Annotated in this window: 18 protein-coding genes and 1 pseudogene; 11 read left to right on the top strand and 8 right to left on the bottom strand. The window is 59.8% G+C overall.

Features of this window, described 5'->3' with window-relative positions:
• Positions 1 to 6: 6 nt before the first annotated feature.
• From P0Y64_00590 to P0Y64_00600, 3 genes are all read right to left on the bottom strand, one after another.
• Complete coding sequence (locus P0Y64_00590; GenBank protein WEK44919.1) at positions 7 to 1,485, bottom strand: ATPase domain-containing protein; 1,479 nt, start codon at positions 1,483 to 1,485, stop codon at positions 7 to 9.
• A gap of 470 nt (positions 1,486 to 1,955) precedes the next feature.
• Positions 1,956 to 2,339 (bottom strand): DUF3597 domain-containing protein, encoded by a 384-nt coding sequence (locus tag P0Y64_00595; protein WEK43389.1) that lies wholly within the window; start codon positions 2,337 to 2,339, stop codon positions 1,956 to 1,958.
• Between the two features lie 45 nt (positions 2,340 to 2,384).
• Positions 2,385 to 2,741, bottom strand: coding sequence for a hypothetical protein (locus P0Y64_00600; protein WEK45122.1), 357 nt, complete (start codon positions 2,739 to 2,741; stop codon positions 2,385 to 2,387).
• Between P0Y64_00600 and P0Y64_00605 the strand changes: the two genes are divergently transcribed.
• The 10 genes from P0Y64_00605 (at position 2,722) to ligD (ending at position 14,420) form a co-directional block, all read left to right on the top strand.
• Entirely contained in the window at positions 2,722 to 3,081 is a 360-nt protein-coding gene (locus P0Y64_00605) for a DUF4142 domain-containing protein (protein ID WEK44920.1), read from the top strand. The two genes, P0Y64_00600 and P0Y64_00605, sit on opposite strands and share 20 nt — an antisense overlap.
• Before the next feature lie 185 nt (positions 3,082 to 3,266).
• On the top strand, positions 3,267 to 5,300 hold the full coding sequence (locus tag P0Y64_00610) for a catalase (GenBank protein ID WEK44921.1): 2,034 nt from the start codon (positions 3,267 to 3,269) through the stop codon (positions 5,298 to 5,300).
• Positions 5,297 to 5,779, top strand: coding sequence for a hypothetical protein (locus P0Y64_00615; protein WEK43390.1), 483 nt, complete (start codon positions 5,297 to 5,299; stop codon positions 5,777 to 5,779). The genes P0Y64_00610 and P0Y64_00615 overlap by 4 nt, the downstream gene beginning before the upstream one ends.
• Before the next feature lie 32 nt (positions 5,780 to 5,811).
• Positions 5,812 to 6,750: an NAD(P)/FAD-dependent oxidoreductase gene (locus P0Y64_00620; GenBank protein ID WEK43391.1), complete on the top strand. Its 939-nt coding sequence runs from the start codon at positions 5,812 to 5,814 to the stop codon at positions 6,748 to 6,750.
• A gap of 191 nt (positions 6,751 to 6,941) precedes the next feature.
• Positions 6,942 to 7,439: a pyridoxamine 5'-phosphate oxidase family protein gene (locus P0Y64_00625; protein WEK43392.1), complete on the top strand. Its 498-nt coding sequence runs from the start codon at positions 6,942 to 6,944 to the stop codon at positions 7,437 to 7,439.
• Positions 7,440 to 7,712: 273 nt separating this feature from the next.
• Positions 7,713 to 8,714, top strand: coding sequence for a ligase-associated DNA damage response exonuclease (locus P0Y64_00630; GenBank protein ID WEK43393.1), 1,002 nt, complete (start codon positions 7,713 to 7,715; stop codon positions 8,712 to 8,714).
• A 1-nt stretch (position 8,715) separates the two neighbouring features.
• On the top strand, positions 8,716 to 10,308 hold the full coding sequence (locus P0Y64_00635) for a cisplatin damage response ATP-dependent DNA ligase (GenBank protein WEK44922.1): 1,593 nt from the start codon (positions 8,716 to 8,718) through the stop codon (positions 10,306 to 10,308).
• Positions 10,309 to 10,516: 208 nt separating this feature from the next.
• Positions 10,517 to 10,756: a hypothetical protein gene (locus tag P0Y64_00640; GenBank protein ID WEK43394.1), complete on the top strand. Its 240-nt coding sequence runs from the start codon at positions 10,517 to 10,519 to the stop codon at positions 10,754 to 10,756.
• Between the two features lie 164 nt (positions 10,757 to 10,920).
• The gene (locus tag P0Y64_00645) at positions 10,921 to 11,796 is read left to right on the top strand and encodes a Ku protein (protein WEK43395.1); all 876 of its coding nucleotides are present in this window, start codon (positions 10,921 to 10,923) and stop codon (positions 11,794 to 11,796) included.
• A gap of 122 nt (positions 11,797 to 11,918) precedes the next feature.
• Positions 11,919 to 14,420 carry a DNA ligase D gene (ligD, locus tag P0Y64_00650; protein WEK44923.1) on the top strand — a complete coding sequence of 834 codons (2,502 nt, stop codon included), beginning with the start codon at positions 11,919 to 11,921 and terminating at the stop codon, positions 14,418 to 14,420.
• A gap of 66 nt (positions 14,421 to 14,486) precedes the next feature.
• Here ligD and P0Y64_00655 read toward each other — a convergent pair whose 3' ends face one another.
• The 4 genes from P0Y64_00655 to P0Y64_00670 form a co-directional block, all read right to left on the bottom strand.
• The gene (locus P0Y64_00655; GenBank protein WEK43396.1) at positions 14,487 to 15,263 is read right to left on the bottom strand and encodes a divalent metal cation transporter; all 777 of its coding nucleotides are present in this window, start codon (positions 15,261 to 15,263) and stop codon (positions 14,487 to 14,489) included.
• 52 nt (positions 15,264 to 15,315) lie between these two features.
• Positions 15,316 to 16,466, bottom strand: a protein-coding gene (locus tag P0Y64_00660; GenBank protein ID WEK43397.1) for an IS3 family transposase whose coding sequence is annotated in 2 segments (ribosomal slippage) — positions 15,316 to 16,188 and positions 16,191 to 16,466 — 1,149 coding nt in all. Because the reading frame shifts where the segments join, the coding sequence is not laid out codon by codon here.
• Positions 16,384 to 16,998, bottom strand: a complete 615-nt coding sequence (locus P0Y64_00665) for an FAD-dependent oxidoreductase (protein ID WEK43398.1) — start codon at positions 16,996 to 16,998, stop codon at positions 16,384 to 16,386. The genes P0Y64_00660 and P0Y64_00665 overlap by 83 nt, the downstream gene beginning before the upstream one ends.
• Positions 16,999 to 17,211: 213 nt before the next feature.
• Entirely contained in the window at positions 17,212 to 19,596 is a 2,385-nt protein-coding gene (locus P0Y64_00670; protein ID WEK43399.1) for a membrane-bound PQQ-dependent dehydrogenase, glucose/quinate/shikimate family, read from the bottom strand.
• 185 nt (positions 19,597 to 19,781) lie between these two features.
• Here P0Y64_00670 and P0Y64_00675 point away from each other — a divergent pair, with 185 nt between their 5' ends.
• A complete protein-coding gene (locus tag P0Y64_00675; GenBank protein WEK43400.1) occupies positions 19,782 to 22,424 on the top strand; it encodes a PAS domain S-box protein in 2,643 nt (880 codons plus the stop codon).
• A 352-nt stretch (positions 22,425 to 22,776) separates the two neighbouring features.
• Here the strand turns inward: P0Y64_00675 and P0Y64_00680 are convergent.
• Positions 22,777 to 23,953, bottom strand: a pseudogene (locus tag P0Y64_00680) (IS3 family transposase).

Raw genomic sequence — 23,953 nt, forward strand, 5'->3', positions numbered from 1 at the left:
GTTTGCTCACGCGTGCTTCGAGTCGAGCAGCCCAGCGGCGTCGCCCATTAAGGTGGGCACACCGCGCAGCACTCCCTGGAACGCAGTCAGTGGTTCGCCCAATGTAATACCATTGCCACCGATCATGAATTCGCGAATTGTATCCTCGTGCGGCCCGGTGCGCTTCTTAACGACTGAGATCGCCCGACGGACCCGGCCAAGAGCCTCAAAATACCGGAGCAGGATGACGGTATCGGCGAGGTAGGTGACATCGACCGGCGACTTCATGTCGCCGACCAGCCCATGCTGCGCGACAGTCAAGAAGGTCGTGACCCCTTGCCGGTTCAGATATTGCAGCAATTCGTGCATATGCAAAATCAGCGCCTGCTCCTCCGGCATGGCAGCCTGATAGCCGTTGAGGCTATCGATCACGACAAGACGCGCGCCAAATTTCTCGACGCAGATACGCACGCGTTCGGAGAATTCGCCCGGGGTCAGCTCGGCCGCGTCAATTTGCTCAATCACGAGCTTGTCGGTGTCGATCATCGCCTGGAGATCTATCCCCAGCCCTTTTGAGCGTTCGAACAACAGGCCGAGCTCTTCGTCGAACGCGAACATCGCAGCGGTTTCGCCGCGCTCCACTGCCGACTTGATGAAGCTGAGCGCGAGCAGCGACTTGCCGGTTCCAGCCGGACCCAGGATTAGGTTACTCGCACCGCGCTCAAACCCGCCACCGAGCAGACCGTTGAGCTCGGCATTGTCGATCGGCACCGTCTCTCGCGTGAAGTCGGAACGATGTTCCGCAGACACCAGCCGCGGAAAGACGCGCACGCCGCCTGTATCGATCACGAAATCATGATATCCGCCACGATAGCGCCGCCCGCGATATTTGAGTACGCGCATCCGCCGCCGCTCCGCGCCGTAAGTGGGTGAGAGTTCCTCCAGTCGGATAACCGCGTGCGCGACGCTGTGAACGGTCTTGTCCATGACGTCGGCAGTCAGATCGTCGAGCATCAGTACGGTCGCATGATGTTGCGAGAAATAGTGCTTCAACGCAAGTATCTGTCGTCGGTACCGCAAAGAGCTCTGCGCGAGCAGGCGAATTTCGGACAAGCTGTCGAGTACGACGCGTGAAGGCTTGATTCGCTCGAACGATTCGAAAATTCGCTTCGTCGTCTCGCCGAGTTCCAGATCTGAAGAATAAAGAAGACTTTGTTGTTGATTATCATCCAGCAAGATTTCCGGTGGAACGAGCTCGAATACGTGAAAGTTTTTTTCGAATGTCCAGCCGTGGGACGCGGCGCCGTCGCGCAGTTCTTCGTCGGTTTCCGACAAGGTGATATAAAGTACCGTTTCCCCCGCCTCCACCCCGGCAAGCAGGAACTGGCTGGCGATTGTGGTTTTACCCGTACCGGGACTGCCTTCGATCAGGAATAATCTGCCACGGGAAAAGCCACCCGATAGAATATCGTCAAAGCCCGGCACACCGGCTGCACAATTAGGCATCGCTCCTCCGCGGTTTTTTTGCCTCAAGCGCTGGCCTTTCAGCACCGATGCATCACAGAATTGACCTGTCTAAATGCGTGAATCTTGAGTTTGATCCCTTGGCTTGCCCCGCAGCTTCGATGCCGTGCGAACGCCCCCGTCACACAGAACGATGCGCCGACTGCGGTGCAGCCGGTCGGATTCGACATAGCCGATCACGTTAACAACCAGGTCGTCGAGGCGTCGCCCCGATGGCACCTTTCCGTTGGATGGGCCCGTGCCCCAAGTGAGCTCTCATCGCGCGGCCCCCGCGTGAAGCGCTTGCGATATTGCACAGTCGTCGAGCCCAGATCGCCGGATTTCGCCATGCCGTGCATCACAAGCGCTGCCGCCGGTTTTGCTTAGCCATGTGTCCATTGGGTTCGATCAGTATGACGCGTTTCGGTGAAAACCCGCGCCCGCCGACGGGTCGTCCGTCACCCACGCCCCCGTCAGCCGCGCAGGCTGTCCGGCACCACCCCGCCATTCTCCGCAAGTTTCTCCATTACCGCCTTGTGAAGCGCGATGTTCTCCTCCGCGCTACCGTCGGCGCCGACGTGAACGTTCAGCTCGTTGGCCAGCACTTTGCGGGCATCCAGACTCGAATCGAGGTCGAGCAACTTCAGCAGATCGACGATAGAGGTCTGGTAGTTGCCGCCACCGTTTTTCATCGAAGCCATCTCCGCGAGGACGGCACCTACGTCGACGGCTTCCGGCGCGGGTGTCGATGCTGCGACGACTGGGGCTGCGCCGACGGATGCGTCCGACAACGGTGCGGAGGACGCGGCTCCCGGGCGATGGAAGATCTTGTCCATAATCGTGCCGAAAATGCTCATGTCGTCGCTCCCTGATCGCGCCGCAACGCCGGCGCTAGAAAACGCTCAACGCGGCACCACTCTCAAAAGCTCCACCATCGTAAACACATCTCGGAACAACACATCTCGGAACGTCGGTCGCGCCCGGACGTTTGCCACGCCAGCGACAGGGAGACGGAATATGCGCATCAGGACAATTGCGATCACCTCGGCGGCAATGCTCGCACTCGCGGCCTGCGGGCAAAAGACGACCACCAGCGAAACGAGCAACACCACGGTCGTGTCGAGCGACATGAACACGGTGGCGATCAACACCAACATGACCTCGATTGCACCGGCAAACGGGCAGACATTCGCGAACGCCGCCGCCGCGAGCGACGCGTTCGAGATCGCGACCTCGCGAATGGCATTGACGACGTCCAAGTCGACCTCGATCAAGAAATTCGCGCAGAAGATGATCGACGCGCACACATCTTCGACGGCGAAGCTGAAGACAGTAGCGGCCAGCGCGAACCCGGCAATCACGCCTGACCCGACGCTGACGCCCGAACAGCAGCAGCAGGTCGACAGCATGAAAACGATGACCGGCTCGGATTTCGACAAGGCCTATATCGATGCGCAGGTCGCGGGTCATCAGAAGACGCTAGACGCCCTTAAAGCCTATTCGGCCACCGGTGACGTCGCCCCGCTCAAGACCTTCGCAACCGGGTTGATCCCGACGGTGACCGCGCACCTCAACATGGCGAAGGGCCTCAAGCCCTAACGGCGCCCAGCCTCGCGTCATCTCGACGGCGCTTGCTTTCGATCAGTACGATAAAGGTGTTCGGGTCCACCAAACCGTGGGCCCGAACTGTTTCCAGGGCGTTCTTCCATCGAAGGGGCTGCGGCCCACTTGATCACACGGAGGGATCAGCGATGGCGACGGATAACATCAAGACCGGCTTCGGCATGGGGAGCGAGCCCCATCAGCAGGGCGGAGACATGCTCACGACCAATCACGGGGTGCCCGTCTCCGACAATCAGAATAGCTTGAAATCCGGTGCGCGCGGACCGTCGCTTCTAGAAGACTTCGTGCTACGCGAAAAAATCTTCCATTTCGACCATGAGCGTATCCCGGAACGAATCGTTCATGCCCGCGGTTCCGGGGCGCACGGCTTTTTCGAAGCCACCGACGACATTTCGGACCTCTCCAAGGCTGCGGTCTTCACAAAAGGTGAAAAAACCGAGGTGTTCGTCCGCTTCTCGACCGTTGCGGGCGGTGCGGGTTCGGTAGATACGCCACGCGATGTGCGCGGCTTCGCGGTCAAGATGTATACGCGCGAGGGCAATTGGGATCTCGTCGGCAACAACATTCCGGTGTTCTTCATTCAGGACGCAATCAAGTTTCCCGATCTGATCCACGCGGTGAAGATGGAGGCCGACCGGGCATATCCGCAAGCCGGTAGCGCTCATGACACCTTCTGGGACTGGGCGTCGCTGATGCCCGAGACGACGCACATGCTGATGTGGGCGATGTCGGACCGCGCGCTCCCGCGCTCGCTGCGGATGATGGAGGGGTTTGGTGTTCACACCTTCAAGCTCGTCAATGCCAAGAGCAACGCAAGCTTCGTCAAGTTCCACTGGAAGCCAAAACTTGGCCTGCAGTCGACGATCTGGGACGAGGCGATGAAGCTGCAGGCGGCGGACAACGACTATCACCGCCGCGACTTGTTCGAGGCGATCGACGCGGGGACTTTCCCGGAATGGGAACTCGGCATCCAGGTGTTCGACCAGGCGTTCGCTGACGCCCAGCCCTATGACGTGCTGGATGCGACCAAACTGATCCCGGAAAACGACGTGCCGGTCCGCCTCATCGGGCGAATGGTGCTTGACCGCAACGTCGACAACTTTTTCGCAGAGACCGAGCAGGTCGCGTTCCTGCCAACCAACATCGTGCCCGGCATCGATTTCTCGAACGATCCGCTGCTTCAGGGTCGGCTTTTCTCCTACCTTGATACGCAGAAATCGCGACTGGGCACGACCAACTTCCACCAGATCCCGATCAACGCGCCGCGCTGCCCGTTCGGCAACTTCCAGCGTGACGGGATGATGCAGACGATGGTGCCAAAGGGCCGTGCCAACTACGAGCCGAACAGCCTCGCCGCGCATGGCGAAGAGGGAGGCCCACGCGAGACTGCGGCAGGCTTTACCACCACCAATGGCACGATCGGCGCCGGCGAGACCGGCAACAAGTTGCGCGTCCGTGCCGAGACGTTTGCCGATCACTTCAGCCAGGCGCGGCTGTTTTATCTTTCGCAGAGCGAAAGCGAGCAAGCGCACATCGCCTCATCCTTCGTATTCGAACTATCGAAGGTTGGCCTGCTCGACAAGGTTCCACCGCGCATGGTCGCGAACCTACGCAACGTCGATGAGGATCTCGCCAAGCGAGTGGCGGCGGGGCTCGGTATCGATCTTCCGGCAAAGGCTAAGGCAGCGAAGGACCCGATCGACATGACGCCCTCCAACGCCCTCTCGATTCACAAGAACATGAAGGAAACGCTTGAGGGACGGGTAGTCGGGATACTGATCGCCGACGGTACGGACGCCGACGCGCTCAGGGCGCTCGTCGCGGCGATCACGAAGGAGAGGGGCAAGGCGGTAATCGTCGCACCCAGGGTTGGTGGCGCGGAGCTCTCGGATGGGACGATGCAGAAGGCCGACGGTCAGCTTGCGGGATCGCCGTCGCAAATCTTCGACGCGATCGCGATTGTTCTTTCCAAGGCGGGCTGCGCGACGTTGCTGCAGGAGGCGGCAGCGGTCGGCTTCGTCATGGACGCGTTCGGGCACTTGAAGGCGAGCGGCGCGACCGACGCCGCCAAACCGTTGCTCGACAAGGCCGGCGTGGAGCCTGACGCGGGCGTGACCGGCCTCGACGGTGCGTTCGTAGCAGCGGCGAAGAAGCGGTTTTATGACCGCGAACCGGGCCTGAGGACGCTGGCATGATGCTCGCCCCATTCTCCTACCGGTCGCGTGTCCTGTCTGGATGGAATGTGATGGCCCAGACGAGTGCGCGCGCGGCTTGGACGGTCAAAGTGTCACGCGAGGTCATCGAATCGCGTATGAACATCATGACGGAGAGCGTCTCGTCGCGGCTCACGGCGGACTATGCAGAGATGTCGCGGATGTCGCCCGAAAAGGTCGCGGCCTTTTGGACGTCGGGTAGCGCGATCCTCAATGCGTTGCGCGGCATGCAGGCCGACTGGATTGAGCAAACGTGTGGCGTCAGCGTGGTGGCGACCCGAGAAGGGCGGCTCATGCGGAGTGACTGGCTGGACCTCTCAACGCGCGCGACCACCTACGCGCCGCGATCCTTCGAGGCGAGCGCCCGCCTGGGCCGCGACGCGATCGCACCGGCGCACAAAACCGCAAGTTTGAATTTCAGTCGGCTTGATAAAAGAAAGCGAAAGGCCGCTCGACAGTGATGTTAATCGGTCGCGCGGAGGCGCGCGCAACTATGAATGATCCATTGGACTGCCTAGTCATCGGTGGGGGGCCTGCCGGCCTCACGGCAGCGATCTATCTCGCACGGTTTCATCTCGAAGTTTGCGTGATCGATGCGGGCGACGGCCGTGCAGCATTGATACCGATGACCCGCAATCATGCGGGCTTTCCCGATGGCATTGCGGGGGCTGAGCTGCTGCGCCGGATGCAGGATCAGGCGGCGCGCTACGGGGCGATTTATCAGCGCGGGACGGTGCACGCAGTCAGGAAGGACCACGATATCTTTGTTGCTACCACTGCAGATGGAGAAGTCCGTGCGCGTTCGGTGCTTCTGGCGACGGGAGTGGTCAATAATCGTCCTGATATTGATGGCGCGCTTCACGACGACGCGCTCCGGCGCGGACTTCTCCGCTATTGTCCGATCTGCGACGGATACGAGTTGACCGATCGGCCCGTTGGAGTTGTCGGCACCGGGGAGCACGGAACCAAAGAAGCCCTGTTCGTTCGCAGTTTCACCGCCGATCTCTCACTGATTTCGCCAGAAACTGCGCACGAACTCACGCCACTCCACGCCGCAGCGCTGGCGGAGGCGGGGGTGCGGCTGGTGGAGGGACCCTGCCTCAAATTCGTCTTGGCCGACGACCATATCAAAATCGACGTGCCGGCAGGGGAGCATGTCTTCGCCAGCATCTATCTCGCCTTGGGCTCGATAATCCGGTCGGACCTCGCGGTACGGCTCAGCGCAAACACGACTGACGAAGGGTGCCTCGTTGTCGACGCTCACCAGCGCACCAGCGTCGCGGGACTTTATGCCGCGGGCGACGTCGTACAGGGTCTCGATCAGATTAGTCACGCGATGGGCGAAGGTGGTGTTGCAGCGACAACCATCCGCAACGATTTGGCACAACGGACTCCGTTGCGCCGGACGGTTCAGGGATTCGATCCCGCGTAGAGGGTAAACGCATGCTTGAGCGCGGAGCGTAATGAAATCACGCCAGTGAGTATAAGGCCGGACAACTGGTTCATTGTCGAAATTTGCGTTGATGGCCGGAGCGATATCCGCAAACCAGTCCAAACCCTTTCCGCGATGAACCAACTCCAGCGTCTCTCGTTCTTCTGGGTAACCGAGAGGAGCTAAACGCGATGACCGATGCCCAAAGCGACGCGAAGAAGCTGAAAAGTGATCTGTGGAAAAGGATGGCCGAGAGTCCTTTGCTCATGGTCGGCCCGGCGGATGGCGGGACGCATAGCGAGCCGCTGACCGCACAACTCGACAAGCATCAAGTAGACACGCTGTTCTTTTTTGTGGGCAGGAGCAATCGCATCGCGAAAGCCGGCGCGCTTATGCTCCAGTTCGTGTCGAAAGGCCACGATTTCTTCGCCTGCCTGCATGGCGAGGCTCGCGTCGATAACGATCGCACGCAGATCGACAAATTGTGGAACAAGCAGGTGGAGGCGTGGTTTCCTGATGGAAAGGACGATCCAAACTTGATTTTGCTACGTGTCGACATTGACAACGCGGAGTTGTGGGAAACCGACATTTCTATCGCCGGAAGAATAAAAATGATATTTGGCGGCGCGATCAGATCAGACGACGGAGGTCACCACGCCAAGGTCGAAAAAACTGCGAAATCTAGATGATTGAACAAAATTTTTGTGGTCAATTGTCGTTATTTTGACGATCGGGACACTGATCTCAAATTTACTGACTCGATCATCCACGATTCAACTCTCTCTCTTGTCCATTGACCAGGATGAAGTTGGCGGAGAAATCAGTATCCCGACCACCAAATTTGTTGCGTCGGCGGCGGCCGGTAGGCGGCTATGCTGACAGAAGGCATGTGACCTGGAACTGCCCGCAGTGGCTGTCGATGCCGGGTTTGCGAAACGCCGACAACGAGATTGGTAGCCGGTTTGCATAACGGCCCTTGGATAAAGTCAGGTGCGGCCGGACTATACGTCGTGCCAGCCGACTGCTGGATCGATCCGAGGCAGGCGGTGGCGCGTGCTCTTGTCACGCACGGGCATGGTGATCATGCGCGCGGCGGGCATGTCCGGGTATTTGCAACGCCGGAGACGTTGGCGATCATGATGCTTCGCTATGGCGAGGCCAACGAGCCAGTGCCTGTTTCTTACGGCGAGACGATCGAATTGGCAGGTGGCGTGACGGCGACATTCGTACCGGCGGGCCATGTGCTGGGGTCCGCCCAGATATTGCTGCAATATGCTGGCGAGCGCATCGTCGTTACGGGAGACTACAAGCGTCGTCCGGATCCCACCTGTACGCCGTTCATGCCCATTCCCTGCGATGTGCTTATCACCGAGGCTACCTTTGGACTGCCGGTGTTCGTCCATCCTCCAATCGAGGATGAGATCGCGCGGTTGTTGGACGCGAGCGCGCTTCACGCGGAGCGCTGCGTTCTTGTGGGCGCCTATGCGCTTGGCAAGGCGCAACGCGTCATCGCCGAGCTGCGGCGCGCGGGCTATGACGACACGATCTACCTCCACGGCGCGTTGGTCCAGATGTGTCAGCTTTATGAGGAGCATGGCTTGGAGTTAGGCCCGCTAGGGCGGGTGATGGACACGCCGAAGGAGGCACTCAAGGGACGGATAGTGATGTGCCCACCCGGCGCCCTCAACGATCGCTGGGCCCGACGGCTTCCAGATCCTGTGACTGCGATGGCATCCGGCTGGATGCGCGTGCGGCAGCGAGCGCGCCAGCGCAATGTGGAGTTGCCACTGGTGATCTCCGACCACGCCGACTGGAACGAACTGACGCAGACGGTCACCGAAGTGAACCCGGCGGAGACGTGGGTCACCCACGGCCGGGAAGATGGACTGCTCCGTTGGTGCGAGCTTCATCAACACGCCGCGCGCGCGCTGTCGATGATCGGCCTCTATGAGGAGGAAGATTGAGATGGAGGAGTTTGCGGTACTGCTCGACGCGCTCACCTATACGCGGTCGCGCAATGGCAAGGTGGCGCTGATCGCCGATTACCTGCTCCGCACGCCTGACCCGGATCGCGGCTGGGCGCTGGCGGCATTGACCAGTGCACTCGACTTTCCGGCTGTCAAATCCGGAACCGTCCGGCAATTGATCGCAGAGCGCGTGGATCCGGTACTATTCGCCCTATCACGTGATTATGTTGGCGACACCGCTGAAACTGTGAGCCTGTTGTGGCCCGAACCGCAGGGCCATACGCAGCCTCCGTCGATCAGAGAGGCGGTGGAATTGCTGCGAGGAATGACGCGCAATACAGCGCATCGCGATCTGGCTGCGCTGCTCGACCGGCTCGATGCAAAAGGGCGCTATGCGTTATTGAAATTTGCGAATGGGACAATGCGTAACGGCGTGTCGGCACGTCTTGCGAAAGTCGCCTTTGCGCAAGCATTCGGCGTCGATGTCACAGAGGTGGAGGAATATTGGCACGGCCAGCGCCCACCCTATACCGCGTTATTCGACTGGGCGACCGGCAGCGGCCCGTCGCCGATCACGGCAGGCGCAGCATTATTTCGCCCGTTCATGCTCGCCAATCCGCTAGGCGAGACGAGCGTCGACCTCGACCAGTATGCCGTCGAATGGAAATGGGACGGTATCCGAGTGCAGATCGTGCACAGTGACGAAACCCGCATCTACTCGCGTTCCGGGGACGATATCTCGCGAAGCTTCCCGGAATTGCTTGGTGTCCTGGATGCACCGGTAGTGCTCGACGGCGAGTTGCTCGTACGCGGTAGCTTTCAGGGTGGCGAACAGGGCGCGGCCGCCAGCTTCAACGCGCTGCAGCAGCGACTCAATCGCAAGACCGTCTCACGCAAGATGCTGGAACAATTCAGCGCCTTCGTCCGCTTGTTCGACGTGCTTCTGATGGAGGAGGAGGATTTACGTGGGTTGCCGTGGGAAGTACGACGCGGAAGGCTAGAGCGGTTCGCCGCAGAACTCGATCCGGCGCGCTTCGATGTGAGCGCAATCGTGCCGGTCAGTTCTATGGCTGCGCTCGTCGCGGTCCGTAATGGCGCACGCGATCAGGCGATCGAGGGTGTGATGCTCAAGCGCCGCAATAGCCCCTATGTCGCGGGCCGTCCGACGGGGTTGTGGTATAAATGGAAACGCAACCCGCTGCTCGTAGACTGCGTGCTGATGTATGCGCAGCGCGGCAACGGGCGGCGTTCATCCTACTATTCAGATTACACATTTGGCTGCTGGAACGGCGACCCGGATGCGGGCGCCGAACTATTACCCGTGGGCAAATCCTATTTCGGCTTTACCGAGGACGAACTGAAATGGCTCGACCATCATGTCCGCACGCATACCATCAACCGCTTTGGCCCGGTACGCGAGACCGACCGGACGCTTGTACTCGAGATCGCGTTCGATTCGATCCATGGGAGTCGCCGACACAAATCCGGGCTCGCGATGCGTTTCCCGCGTATTAATCGTATCCGCGCTGACAAGCCCGCACGCGAGGCCGATCGGATCGAAATGCTGCGGGGTCTGATCGCGCCGGAATGAGCTGCCGCCTGTTTCGAGGGCGCCGAGATGCGGTGCTTTGGAACGCTTCCCGAACAACCCGCAACACCAACCTCAAGGCGCGCCGGCATGCATCAGAAGCGGGAGCACCTCCATCCTCACCGCTATCATCGGCATCAGGAACCGCGACCAGTCGGCGTCGTTGATGGATTCCGGCCGACTGGTCGAGTAGCGACAACGAGGCTTCAAAATGAGCAAGCTTAACCAGACAAAACGCGACAATCTCGACGCTGGCAAATTCGCGTTCAGCAAGCAGCGCAAAGAACCAATCGAGAACGCATCTCATGTGCGATCAGCCGTTGCCCGTTTCAATCAGGTCACAAACGTGACCGATGCGGAGCGCGACGAGGCCTGGGACAACATCAGGGCTGCGGCAAAAAAATTTAATATCAAGATCAACGAAAATAGTTGGCGCGAGATTGGCAAGTAAACTTAGACCAAACTACCATGCCACTCCAAAACAATGTAATAATCTGTAAGTTGATCCGAAACTAGTCCTATTTTGCTGAAGGAACATCCTCCCACACGATCGACGCGATCACCTTTCGCAATCCGTCGTCAAGTTACATGCGGAGCCCTCCGGAGGAGACGATCATGGCGGCACGCCCTTATTGGAAAGGCCAGATTCGACTGGCGCTGGTTTCGATCCCTGTAGAAATTTACGCAGCGACAAAGAGCGGTGCCACAATTGCTTTTAATCAAATTCATGAGCCGTCCGGCAAGCGTATAAAATATGAGAAGGTCGTGCCGGGCATCGGTCCGGTAGACCTTGATGATATCGTTAAGGGATTTGAATATACCAAAGGTGAGTACGTGCTCCTGAACGATCAGGAAATTGAAGGCGTCAAGCTCGAGAGCAAGAAGACACTCGAGCTTACTCAGTTCGTCGACAGTCATGACATCGACCCGATTTACTTCGAGAAGCCCTATTATATAGTGCCGGCTGACGACCTCGCCGAAGAGGCGTTCATTGTACTGCGCGAGGCGTTGCGCCGCAGTCGCAGAATTGGTCTCGGTCAACTGGCGATGCGAGGCCGCGAATATGTTGTCAGTGTAAAGGCTTGCCGGCGAGGCATGGTGATGGAGACGTTGCGCTATGACGACGAGGTCAACAAGGCGGCGAGCTATTTCCGCGACATCGGCGATGAAGAACCTGATGACGAACTGTTGGAGTTAGCTACCACGCTGATCGACAAGAAGACCGGCAAGTTCGACGCCAGCGAGTTCCATGACCGCTATGCCGACGCGCTCAAGGAGCTGATAGAGCGGAAAAAGAAAGGTAAAACCCTTAATATAGATTCCGATCAGGGCTCCACCGATCCGCGCACCAACAATGTCATCGACCTGATGGCCGCGCTCAAAAATTCGCTCGGACCGGGCGGCGCCGGCAAATCCTCCGGGAAGAAGCCGATTGCCAAGAAAGTAACCGCGAAGACTTCTGCCAGGGCAATTGCACGCAGACGAGCGTGAACGATCGAGGAATGTCTGTTCGGCATCCACCTAGCGCGCTCGGCAAAGAAGCGTGATGTGAAACTGCGGGAACGAGTCCAATGCCCTGCGTATTTAAACCATCGGCGATTGGGAACATGGCAATGGCGAGAGCGGGAAAGAACGCGGCATCAGCAGACGCAAACCTCGCTAAATATCTGTCTATGCGTAATTTTACGCAAACTGCCGAGCCATCTGGAGCAAGCGAACTCACAACGGGCAACGGGTTCGTCGTACAGAAGCACGCTGCGACCCGGCTCCATTTCGATTTCCGGCTTGAACTCGGTGGCGTTCTGGTGAGCTGGGCCGTCACGCGTGGCCCGAGCTCCAACCCCGACGACAAGAGATTGGCGGTCCGGACGGAGGATCATCCGCTCGATTATGCGCGGTTCGAAGGCGCGATTCCCAAAGGGGAATATGGCGGTGGCACCGTGATGCTATGGGACAACGGCACGTGGGAACCTATTCCCGGCAAAGATCCACGGGTGACGCTTCCCGAAGGCCATTTGCATTTTATCCTTCACGGCCGGCGGATGCGGGGTGAATGGATTCTGTTTCGCCTGAAACCTCGCGGCAAAGAGCGGAACGAGAATTGGATCCTGCGCAAGGTCAACGACATACACGTTGGCGGGTCGGACGATCTGACTGGAGCCCATCTTACCAGCGTCGACACCGGCCGCACGATGGACGAGATTGCCGCAGGCAAAAAGCGGAACGCCGCGGACGTCAATATTATACCGCCCGCCAAATCGCCTACCACCAGGCGGCGGCGCAACGTGAAGTCACAAGTGTCTCCACCCCCATTTCAACCTGTCCAATTGGCCAGGCTCGTCGACAACGTGCCCGCAGGGGAGCGCTGGTTGCACGAACTAAAATATGACGGCTATCGCACGCTGATTTCGATCGGCGGCGGCGAAGGGCGCGCCTATACTCGCTCAGGGCTCGACTGGTCGGACCGCTTCGCGCATCTTATTGCCGACGCACTGCGCCTCAATGTCCAAAGCGCGCTCATCGACGGGGAAGCCGTTGTGACGCTGCCCGATGGGCGCACCAGCTTCCACGCTTTGCAGACGGCACTTAAGGACGATACCGCCGGAATCGACTATTTTGCTTTCGATCTGCTGGAGCTTGATGGGAAGGATTTGACCCAACTGCCCCTGGTAGAACGGAAAGCGAAGCTAGCCGGCCTGCTGAACGAGCGGACGGGCCGGTTGCGCTACTCCGACCATGTCATCGGGCGTGGCGAAGAATTGTTCGACAGTTTCTGCGGCGCCGGCTTGGAAGGTCTTATTTCCAAGCGCGTCGATGGCACATATTGCGGGTCGCGCAGCGGCACCTGGGTCAAGACCAAATGCATCCGCCGTCAGGAATTCGTTGTCATCGGCTGGACATCTTCCGGCACGCAACGCGGCTTTCGCTCCTTGCTGCTTGGGTTAAATACAGAGGGCAAGCTGCGCTATGCTGGCAAGGTCGGAACCGGCTTCACCGGCGACGAGATCGATCGGCTCCTGAAGATTATGGCACCGCTGGAGCAGAGGAACGCCACGGTGGAGGCCCCTCGCCGCGCCGTATACGGCGCGCATTGGATCAAACCAATCCTGGTCGCCGAAGTCGCCTATGTTGAGTTTACCAACGGCGGCGTTGTGCGCCACTCAAGTTATCTCGGCCTCCGCGAAGACAAGAAAGCAGAAGCGATCATCATGGAGAAAACCGCGCCGATTGCCGCCGCCATTGAACCGGTGAACAGTGTTGTTACGATCAGCAATCGTGATAGAATCATCTTTCCAGAAGGAAAATTGAGCAAGGGTGATCTTGCGGATTATTATGAAACCGTCGCTTCCATCATGCTGCAATGGTGTAGTAGTCGACCGATCAGCCTCGTTCGCTGCCCGCAGGGTCGCGCCAAAAAATGCTTTTTCCAAAAACACGATGCCGGCAGCTTTGGTGACGACGTCAAGCAGGTCGGCATCCTCGAGAGGGACGGTCATCGAGAGCCCTATCTGTTCGTCGACGCCCCCGCCGGCCTGCTCGCATGCGTGCAGATGGGAACGATCGAATTTCACGGCTGGGGCGCTCGGATCGAAGACATCGAAAAGGCCGATCGGCTGGTCTTCGACCTCGATCCCGATGAAAGCCTCCAATTTAAAGACGTAGTCTCGGCCGCTTTTCACCTTCACGACATGCTGGGGGAGATGGGCCTCGTCACCTTCCCAATGGTCACGGGCGGCAAGGGTATCCATGTTATCGCTCCGCTGACGCCGTCGGCGGAATGGCCCGAGGTAAAGGATTTCGCGTATCGCTTCGCCGTGGCGTTAGCGCAGGCTGAACCAAAACGCTTCACTGCAGCGCTCGCCAAGGCCAAACGAACCGGGCGGATTTTCATTGATTATTTGCGCAACCAGCGTGGCGCGACCGCGATCATGCCCTATAGCGCGCGTTCGCGCGACTTTGCGCCGATCGCAGTTCCCCTCACTTGGGAAGAGTTGCGCGATCTCGATAAGCCTTATCACTGGCATATCGGCGACGGTAGTGAAATGGTGAAACGGGCCAGCTCGAGGAATTTGGCACATTGGGGCCGCGCAGATCAAATTTTGCCCGATCTATAAAGATCTCTTGGACAGCACAGGTGTGTGCAACTCTGGCGTCCCTACTCGCCCCCTTCGTTTCGTCTTCTATCCGGGAAAGACGACCATCGCGGCGGCAGCCACCCCCATCACGCCGGTCGTAAGCCAGCCAAAAAACTTGAGCGGCGGCGATGCGACAAACTCGCCCATGATGCTCCTATTGGAAACGACGATCATCAAACCGATCAGAACGGGCACTGCCGCGACGCCATTGATGACCGCGCTCCAGAACAATGCCTTCATCGGATTGATCGGCGACCAGTCGATTGCCAGGCCCAGTATCATGCCGATCGTGATCACTGCATAAAAGGCTTTTGCCCGCATGGGCCTGTGCTCCAGGCTCGCGTTCCAGCCCCCGATCTCGCAAACCCCATAGGCCGAGGAACCCGCGAGAACCGGCACCGCCAGCATTCCAGTGCCGATGATCCCCAGGCTGAAGATGGCGAACGCCAGACTTCCCGCCACGGGCTTGAGAGCCTGCGCGGCGTCGGCCGCGCTTTGGATATCGGTCTTGCCAGCGGCGTGCAGCGTCGATGCGGTCCCGAGAATGATTGCGAGCGCGACGATGTTGGACACCGCCATGCCGGCAAAAGTGTCCCAGCGGATACGGTGGAACGCATCTGGCGCCTGTGCGCGCTTTTTCTTCAGCGGCTCTCGCACATCGCTCTGATCTAGATCCTCCACCTCCTGCGCCGCCTGCCAGAAAAAGAGATAGGGACTGATCGTCGTGCCAAAGATCGCGACGATCGCGGTGACGGCCCCCGCTCCGGTAATCGCCGGCATGAGAAGGCCCATCGCCGCCGCCCGCCGATCCACTTTCACCATGAAAACGAGCGCGACATATGGACTTGCCCCGCTTAAGTGGAGAGGCATTTGCTCAGCGTGACGCGGTTCGTTCGAACTGCGCGGGGCTGATGTAGTCGAGCGCGGAGTGGCGCCGGACCGGGTTGTAGAAGCCGTCGATATAGCGGGCAATGGCCTGCGCGGCTTGGTCACGGGTATAGAAGACGGTGCGCCAGACGAGCTCGGATTTGATCGTCTTGAAGAACGTCTCGACCATCGCGTTGTCGTAGCAATTTCCCTTTCCAGACATGGAGATACGGATGCCGTGGCGGCGCAGCTCGGTCTGGTAGTCCACGGAGCAGTATTGGCTGCCGCGGTCCGAATGATGAATGAGCCCTTCGGGCGGACGCCGCATAACGAGGGCCTTGCGCAGCGCGGCCAGCGCCAGATCGCGATGCAGGCGGTCGCCGACGGCCCAGCCGATCACGCGGCGGGAGAAGAGGTCGATGACCACCGCCAGATAGAGCCATCCCTCCCGCGTCCAGACATACGAGATGTCCACGCCCCATTTCTGGTTGGGCGTCGTCGCCGTAAAATCCTGGTCGATGATGTTCGGCGCGATCGGCCAGCTGTGCTCGCTGTCGGTCGTCCGTTTGAACCGACGCTTCTGCCGACCGCGCAGGCCGTTCTCGCGCATCAGCCGCGCCGTGCGCCGTCGCCCGATGGCGAAGCCATCATCCTGCAACTCGCGCGTCATGCGCGGACTGCCATACGTGCCGTTCGACAGCGCGAATGCCGAGCGGACATGCGCCAGCATCACCATGTCATCACGTTGCCGCCGACTGGCCGGACGATCCTTCCAGGCGAAATAGCCGCTCTGGCTGACGCCGAGCACCTGGCAGAGGCGGTGTACGGGGAAATCCTTCTTCGCCTGATCGACGAGCGCAAACCTCATCGACTTCCCTCCCGGGCGAAAAAAGCGGTCGCCCGCTTCAGTATGTCGCGCTCCTGCCGAAGGATCTCATTCTCCCGGCGGAGCCGCTTCAACTCGGATGCCATATCTGCCTGCGGCGCCTGGTCGGGCATCTCCGTCAGCCAATCACGACGACGGCCGATCCACCGAACCAGCGTCGACAGGCCGACCCCCAAATCTTCCGCAACCTCACGCTGCGTGCGCCCGCTGGTCGCTACCAGCCGGACCGCCTCGTCCTCGAATTCCTTTGTAAACCGTCGTTGCTTCGTCATCGAGTTCGCCTTTCACCTCAGGAAAACTCTCCACTTTTTCGAAGCAAGTCCAAAACATGCTCGGCAGCCCCACGGCGCGGCGCGTCCTGGCTTCCGTTTCCAGCCCGGCCGCATCGAGCAGTGTGCCAGCGAGATAAAGCTCCGGGCGTTCAACCCACTCGCAATCGATACCGCCCTCCTCGATCTGGATAGCGAGCTCACTGACTGCTTTGAACATGCGTCGCCAGCGCCGCGACGCTTCGCTATAGCCGATATCACGTGCGAGATGGCTAAGCGGGACATCAGCGCCCCACATCACAAGCGCGGTCGACGCCCCCGTGCTGCCGTGAGCCGGCGGTCGGCGATCAAGCAGAAGAACGCTCCTCCCCTTCCGCGCCAAGCGTTCACCCAGCATCGCACCCATCACGCCTGCACCAATAATCGCTATATCGACCTCGTGGCCGGGTAGCGCGTCTGTCGAAATGACGGCATTTTCCGGTGCGATCCAACACGGACGGCCGCCGCGGAGATCGCGCCTTTCAGTCAGGTCCACTGGACTTTTCTCTTATGAGCGGGGGCGCGATCTTTTTGTCGGCGAGTAAAGGCTCAAGCCTTGTCTCCGAGGTTAAATCATCACTTCCAGGATAAGCTAGATGCTCCCGATTATGTTCGATCATACCCAGCGCGGCGAACCGTTTATGTCTGATCATCAGGTGCGAACGCCGCTTCGGCGCTCCACGGAAAAGTTGCCTGATTCGAGCTTCCTTCACTCGCCGCTGCCGCTTGCAGTAGATGGCAACGCGAAAGCCATCGTATAATCGCCATAGCGCGTGCCAAGCGCGCCATGGCCACCCGCTGTGATGACGACATATTGGCGCCCATCGCGTCCAAGATAGGTCATCGGCGTCGCCTGCGCTCCAGCTGGGAGGCGCGCCTTCCACAGCACCTCACCACTCGCGAGATCATAAGCTCGAAGATATTGATCGGTCGTCGCCCCGATAAAGGCGATGCCCGACGCAGTGATGATCGCGCCACCGAGATTGGGCACGCCGGTCTTAAGCGGGACGCCCAGCCGCGTGCCGAACAGCCCTGTATCCCGCGCGGTACCTAAGATTTCGTCCCATTTCACCTTGCGCGTACTGAGGTCCACTGCGGTCAGCTTGCCCCATGGCGGAGCGCTGCATGGGGCACCGAAGACGCCGATCCACGCCTGAACCACCGCGACATAAGGCGTATTGTACTGCGTCTGGAGCGATGCCTCCCGCGCATTCTCTCCTCCCTGCTTTTTCTTCATCAACGGGCCGACGCGCGGATCGTCGCGACGCATCAGCCAGATTTTGAACGGCATCTCCATCGTATTGACGACGAACATCTGCCGCACCGGATCGATCGCCGCCCCACCCCAGTCGGTCACGCCATCAAATGCTGGGTGGCCGATGATCGGCTTCAGCCCGACCGGCTGGTAAATGCCTGCGCCCTGCGCTCGCCGGATGTCGATACGGCACAGCAATTGGTCGATCGGTGTCGCACCCCAAGTCGCGCGTTCGCTCGGAGCAGGCGGCGTGAAAGAGGGCAACCCAATCGACCATGGTTGCGTCGGCGAAACCTTCAGACCAGGCGTCGCACCGTCCTGTCGCGCCGACCGCTCCTCGATCGGCGCGATCGGCGCGCCATCAAGCCGGTTGAGAAAATAGACCTGCCCCATCTTGGTCGTCTGGATCAACGCCGGAATCACACGGCCGTCGGGCGCGCGGTAATCGAATAGTGACGGACCGATTGGCAAATCCATGTCCCACATGTCGCGGTGAACGAGTTGACGCACCCAACGCAGCTTACCGGTAGCGATTTCCAGCGCCACGATCGCAGAGCCGAAACGGTCATCGAATGGCCGGCGCCAGCCGATCCAGTAATCTGGTGAGGCGTTGCCGGTACCGAGATAGACGAGGCCACTGGCCGGGTCAGCGGTCATCGCGCCCCATACGTTCGGCGTGCCGCGGGTATAATCCTGGCCCGGCGGTAGCGGCGCGATCGCGTCCGGCGACCGCCCGACGTCCCACGCCCATATCGGATCGCCGGAGACCGGATCATAAGCTCGCACCACGCCCGAGGGGATATCGCGATTGACGTTGTCCACGATCCGCTCGCCGATGATTAGCCGCCCATTTGCGACGACGGGTGGCGAGGTGCTGATCTGGTCCGCCGGATGCGAGACGCCCATATTCTGCCGGAGGTCGAGCGCGCCATTCTTGCCGAAGGTCTGGCACGGCTGGCCGGTCTCCGCATCCAGAGCCATCAGTCGCGCATCAAAGGTAGGGGCGAAGATGCGGCGCGGACAGGGCGTGCCCGCCGGCGCCTCGAAATAGGAAACGCCTCGGCAGACCAGATAGGAATTCCCAGTCCGGTCGGTCGTGTCGCGCCAGCTCCATCTCGTTTGGCCGGTGGTGGCATCGATCGCCTCGACAATCGAATGCGGCGTGCAGGTATAAAGCGTGTCGCCGATATGGATCGGGGTGGCTTCGGAATGATATTCGCGCTTGTGTTCTATCGCCTCGGCCGCGTCGGGCAGATCACCTGTGCGTTGGGTCCAGGCAAGCTTCAACCGGGCGACATTCCCGGGATTGATTTGTGTGAGGCTGGAATAGCGCTGCCCCGCCAGCGTGCCGCCATAATGTGTCCAGTCACCATTTGTGACGTCCTCGCCCGGCGCTACAGCCGGGTATAGCGCCATCGCATCCTTCGCGGCCGCTCGATGACTCCGCAGCAGCGGAACCGCTATCACGACCGCGACAATAACCACTGCGGCCGTCGCGAGCGCGCGTCGCCCCTCCCCGCCCCCTTCCTTGCCCCGCGCAGTCAACAACACGGCCACCAGCAATACACTCGGCGCGACAAGGCGGGGGATGAGCTGAAGGCCATCCGGTCCGACCTCCCACAGCGCCCAGATCAACGTGCCGATCCATATCAAGACATAAAGCGAGCGCCCGCGCGGATCGCCCCGCCCGATCAGCGCGCCGCTCAGGATCAGTGCCACTCCCGCGATGAGATAGTAGGGCGATCCGCCCAGCGATACGAGCACGCCGCCCGCCGTCGCGAAGAAACCACCAAGAATCGCAATGATCCAGCCAAGCGCGCGGACTGCCACCAATCGCATCTCGCTCCCCTGATTTTGTCCTTGCCACGAGCGGTAACGTTCGGGAACGGGTTGGGATGCAAACGATCTTGTCATCATCCGTTGCCACGTGTGGGTGATTACGCCTGCGGAACCACTTTTCCTTTGTTGCGTATTGGCGAAGATCAAACTGCGTCGGGGAGCAAAATGTCGGAAGTGAGGGATCGGTGGTTTTGACCGGGAGAGCCGGTTACGTCGGCTTACTTCAGACCGACGGTGAGATGGGGCGACGCATTCTCGACCATGATTGGTGCAGCACAGGTCTCGGACCGATCGAAGCCTGGTCGCAAGGGCTCCGCGCGATCGTCGCCTTTTTGATCCATTCGTCTGTCCCGATGGTGATGCTATGGGGTGAGGACGGCATCATGATTTACAATGATGCCTATTCGGTATTCGCTGGCGACAACCATCCCGGTATCCTCGGCTCGAAGGTCCGCGAAGGCTGGCCAGAAGTCGCCGATTTCAACGACAACGTGATGAAGGTCGGGCTCGCCGGAGGTTCGCTCGCATATAAGAATCATCTGCTGCGTCTCAATCGCACCGGCGAGTTCGAGGATGTGTGGATGGACCTCGATTATTCTCCGATTTACGACGATGCGGGAATCCCAACGGGCGTATTGGCAATCGTCGTTGAGACGACTGCGCTGGTGACAGCTGCGGAAGCGTTGCGCGAAAGCGAAACGACGCTGCGCCTCCTCGACTCGCTAGGTATGCGCACCGCATTGAGCGCCGATGCGGGCGAGATTCTTGCGATCACGACCCGCATGATCGGCGAGGAACTGGGCGTTTCAATCTGCGCTTATGCTGACATGGATGCGGATGGTGATGGTTTTACGATCCGCGGCGAATGGGCGCGTCAAGGGGGCGCCTCGATCGTCGGACATTATCGCCTCGCGGCTTTCGGCACCGACGCGGTGGAACGCCTCAATGCCGGACAACCATTTATCGTCCATGACCGACGCGAGTTGCCGCAGGAAGCAACGACGACATTCGAGAGCCTCGGCATCGACGCGACGATCTGCATTCCGCTCGTCAAGGAGGGGCGGTTGATCGCATTAATGGCGATCCATGACGAGCATCCGCGACAATGGTCGGCCAGCGAACTGGTAACCATCCGCGAGGTGACCGAACGAAGCTGGGCGCATGTCGAGCGTGCGCGGATCCAGGCTGAGCTCCGCGCTACCGCCGACCGTCTAAGGGAACTCAACGAAACTCTCGAACAACGCGTCGAAGAACGTTCCACCGCATTGGAGAGCAGTCAGACGCAATTCCGCCTGCTCGTCCAGGGCGTCACCGATTATGCGATATTCATGCTCGATACCCAGGGCCGGGTCTCAAGCTGGAACGCTGGCGCGAAACGCATTAAGGGATATGCGCCGCGCGAAATCATTGGCCGGCATTTCTCCACTTTCTATACCGACGAAGACCGGGTGGCGGGCGAGCCAGAGCGCGCGCTGGAAACCGCGCGTCATGAGGGGCGATTCGCCGCAGAGGGCTGGCGCCAACGCAAGGACGGCACGCGCTTCCGCGCCAGTGTAGTGCTCGACGCGATTAAAGACGACGACGGGCGACTCATCGGTTTTGCCAAGATCACGCGCGACGAAACCGAACGCGACGCAGCACAGCGCGAGCTGGAGCTCGCACGCGAGGCGCTGTTCCAATCGCAGAAGATGGAGGCAATTGGACAGTTGACCGGCGGGATAGCACATGATTTCAATAATTTGCTTGCTGCGATCCTCTCCGGCATGGAATTGCTCCGCAAACGCGTGCCAGTCGATCCACAAGTGACAGCGCTGCTCGATAATTCGGTCAAGGCGGCGGAACGCGGAGCAGCACTGACCCAACGCATGTTCGCCTTCGCCCGTCGTCAGGAATTGACGACGGAAGCGGTGCGCATCCCTGCATTGGTCGCGGGCATGATGGAGCTGTTGCAGCGCTCGCTGGGTCCGACGTTTGTTCTCGAGACGCGCTTTCGTGCGGATCTTCCGATGGTGTGGGCCGACGTCAATCAGCTCGAAATGGCGCTGCTGAATCTTGCGGTGAACGCCCGCGACGCGATGCCCGACGGAGGAATGATCACCATTGATGCCGCCGACCGTCATGTGGCGTGCCGAGAAGTCGCCAACCTTGCCGCGGGTCATTACGTGCGACTAACCGTAACCGACAGCGGGAAAGGCATGGATGTCGCGACGCTTGCCCGGGCGAGCGAGCCCTTCTTTACGACCAAAGGCGTCGGCAAGGGCACAGGCCTTGGCTTGTCAATGGTGCATGGCTACCTCCATCAACTTGGCGGCGCGTTCGAGCTCGAGAGCGAAATCGGCACTGGTACCCGCGCCCACATCTGGCTCCCAGTCGGGGATGCGCAGCCCCCGTCAACGCAGATTGACACCGAGCCGGATGCGGTGCGTGGATCTGCACGTCACACGATCCTAGTGGTCGATGACGACGCACTTATTCTGATGAACACTACCGCCCTATTGGAAGATCTCGGTCATGAGGTATTAGGAGCGATATCCGGGAATGAGGCGCTCGCATTGTTAGAGCAGCACCCTGACATCGACCTGTTGGTTACAGATCAGATAATGCCTGGCATGACGGGAAGCGAGCTTATTGCCCGCGCACGCGCGCACCGCGCCGCACTTCCGATCATTCTCGCCACCGGATATGGCGAAAATTCGAGCGAATTAGCGCCGGAAGTACATCGCCTCGGCAAACCATTTACCCAATCCGCCCTTAGCCGCGCGGTACGAATGGCGATCGGATTGCAAGCATCCGCAAAATCAATAAGCGAGCCTCACAGCCGACGATGATTCGCACAGTGAAGATATCAAACGTTGCTCGTTTGGCGCCTGACAATTGAAAAAATAGTCCAGACTGCACGTCGATCTGCATTCGATATTATTAGCCAGCTTATTTTTGGTCCTTGAGCGCCGCGGAGAAGCGACCCGGGAGGTGCGTAAATTTCAAGGGTCGAAAACCTTACATTGCTCGGAATAGGCCTTTTGGTGGCGAACGCAGCGAGCCCGCTTTTCCATGGCCGATCACCACCGTGTGGAACGGCAACGACATCACGATCATCTAAATCGCGGCAACCCACAAGGAGGACATGGAATTCCCTCACGGCCTTTTGATCTGCCCCCACCGAGTGGGCCGCTTGGTTTGTTAGTGGATTAAGCCCATCGCCGCCATATCCGGACGGAGGTGGAGCGAAGCGGAACCGGAGGCCGGATATGGCGGTGTCGCTGTTTCCGGGGCCGGTGGTCGATAACCCAGGCTGCTATGCGGGCGGACGGTGTTGTAATGCCGCCGCCAGGCTTCGATCAGCCCCCTGGCCTCGGCGAGGCTGTAGAATATCTCGCCATTGAGCAGTTCGTCGCGAAGCGACCCGTTGAAGCTTTCGTTATATCCATTCTCCCACGGTGATCCCGGGGTGATGTAGAGCGTCTTCACGCCGATCTGACCCAGCCATTTCTGGACAGCGGTCGCGATAAATTCGCTGCCATTATCGGATCGTATATGTGCCGGAGGGCCGCGCGAGATGAACAGGTCGGCCAAGGCCGCCAGAACATCCCGTGCTTGAGCTGACGCGCCACGATGAGCGCCAGGCACTCCCTGCTGGCCTCGTCGATGATGGTCAGGATCCGGAACTTGCGGCCGTCATGCGTGCGCCCTTCGACAAAGTCATAGGCCCATACATGCCCTGGATATTCGGGCCGCAGACGGATGCACGATCCGTCGTTGAGCCACAGGCGTCCCCGCTTTGGCTGGCGCAGCGGAACCTTCAGCCCCTCACGACGCCATATCCGCTCGACCCGTTTATGGTTCACGGTCCATCCTGCATGGCACAGCAACGCCGTCACCCGCCGGTAGCCATAGCGACCATATTGCTTCGCCAATGCGATGATGTCCTCCGTAAGCGCCTGTTCGTCATCCGCCCCACGCGGCACCTTGCACTGCGTCGATCGATGCTGCCCCAGCACCCGGCATATCCGTCGCTCGGACACACGGACTGCCAGATCTCGTCGTAATTGATCGATGCAGCGCCGACGCCGCGCGGGGCTCAGAAGTTTCCCCGTGCAGCTTCCTGCAGGATCAGCTTGTCCAGCGTCAGATCCGAAATCGCCCGCCGCAGCCGCTGGTTCTCCTTCTCCAAATCCTTCATCCGCCGCGCCTGATCGGTCTTCAGGCCGCCATATTCCTTGCGCCACCTATAGTAGGTCTGCTCCGTAACCCCGATCCGCCGGCATCCCTCGGCGGTCGTCCCGCCCTGGCCCAACACGATCTCGACCTCACGCAGCTTCCCGATAATCTCCTCGGGCTTGTGCTTCTTCGACGGCAT

It is taken from the genome of Candidatus Sphingomonas colombiensis, from assembly GCA_029202845.1.
GTDB lineage: Bacteria > Pseudomonadota > Alphaproteobacteria > Sphingomonadales > Sphingomonadaceae > Sphingomonas > Sphingomonas colombiensis.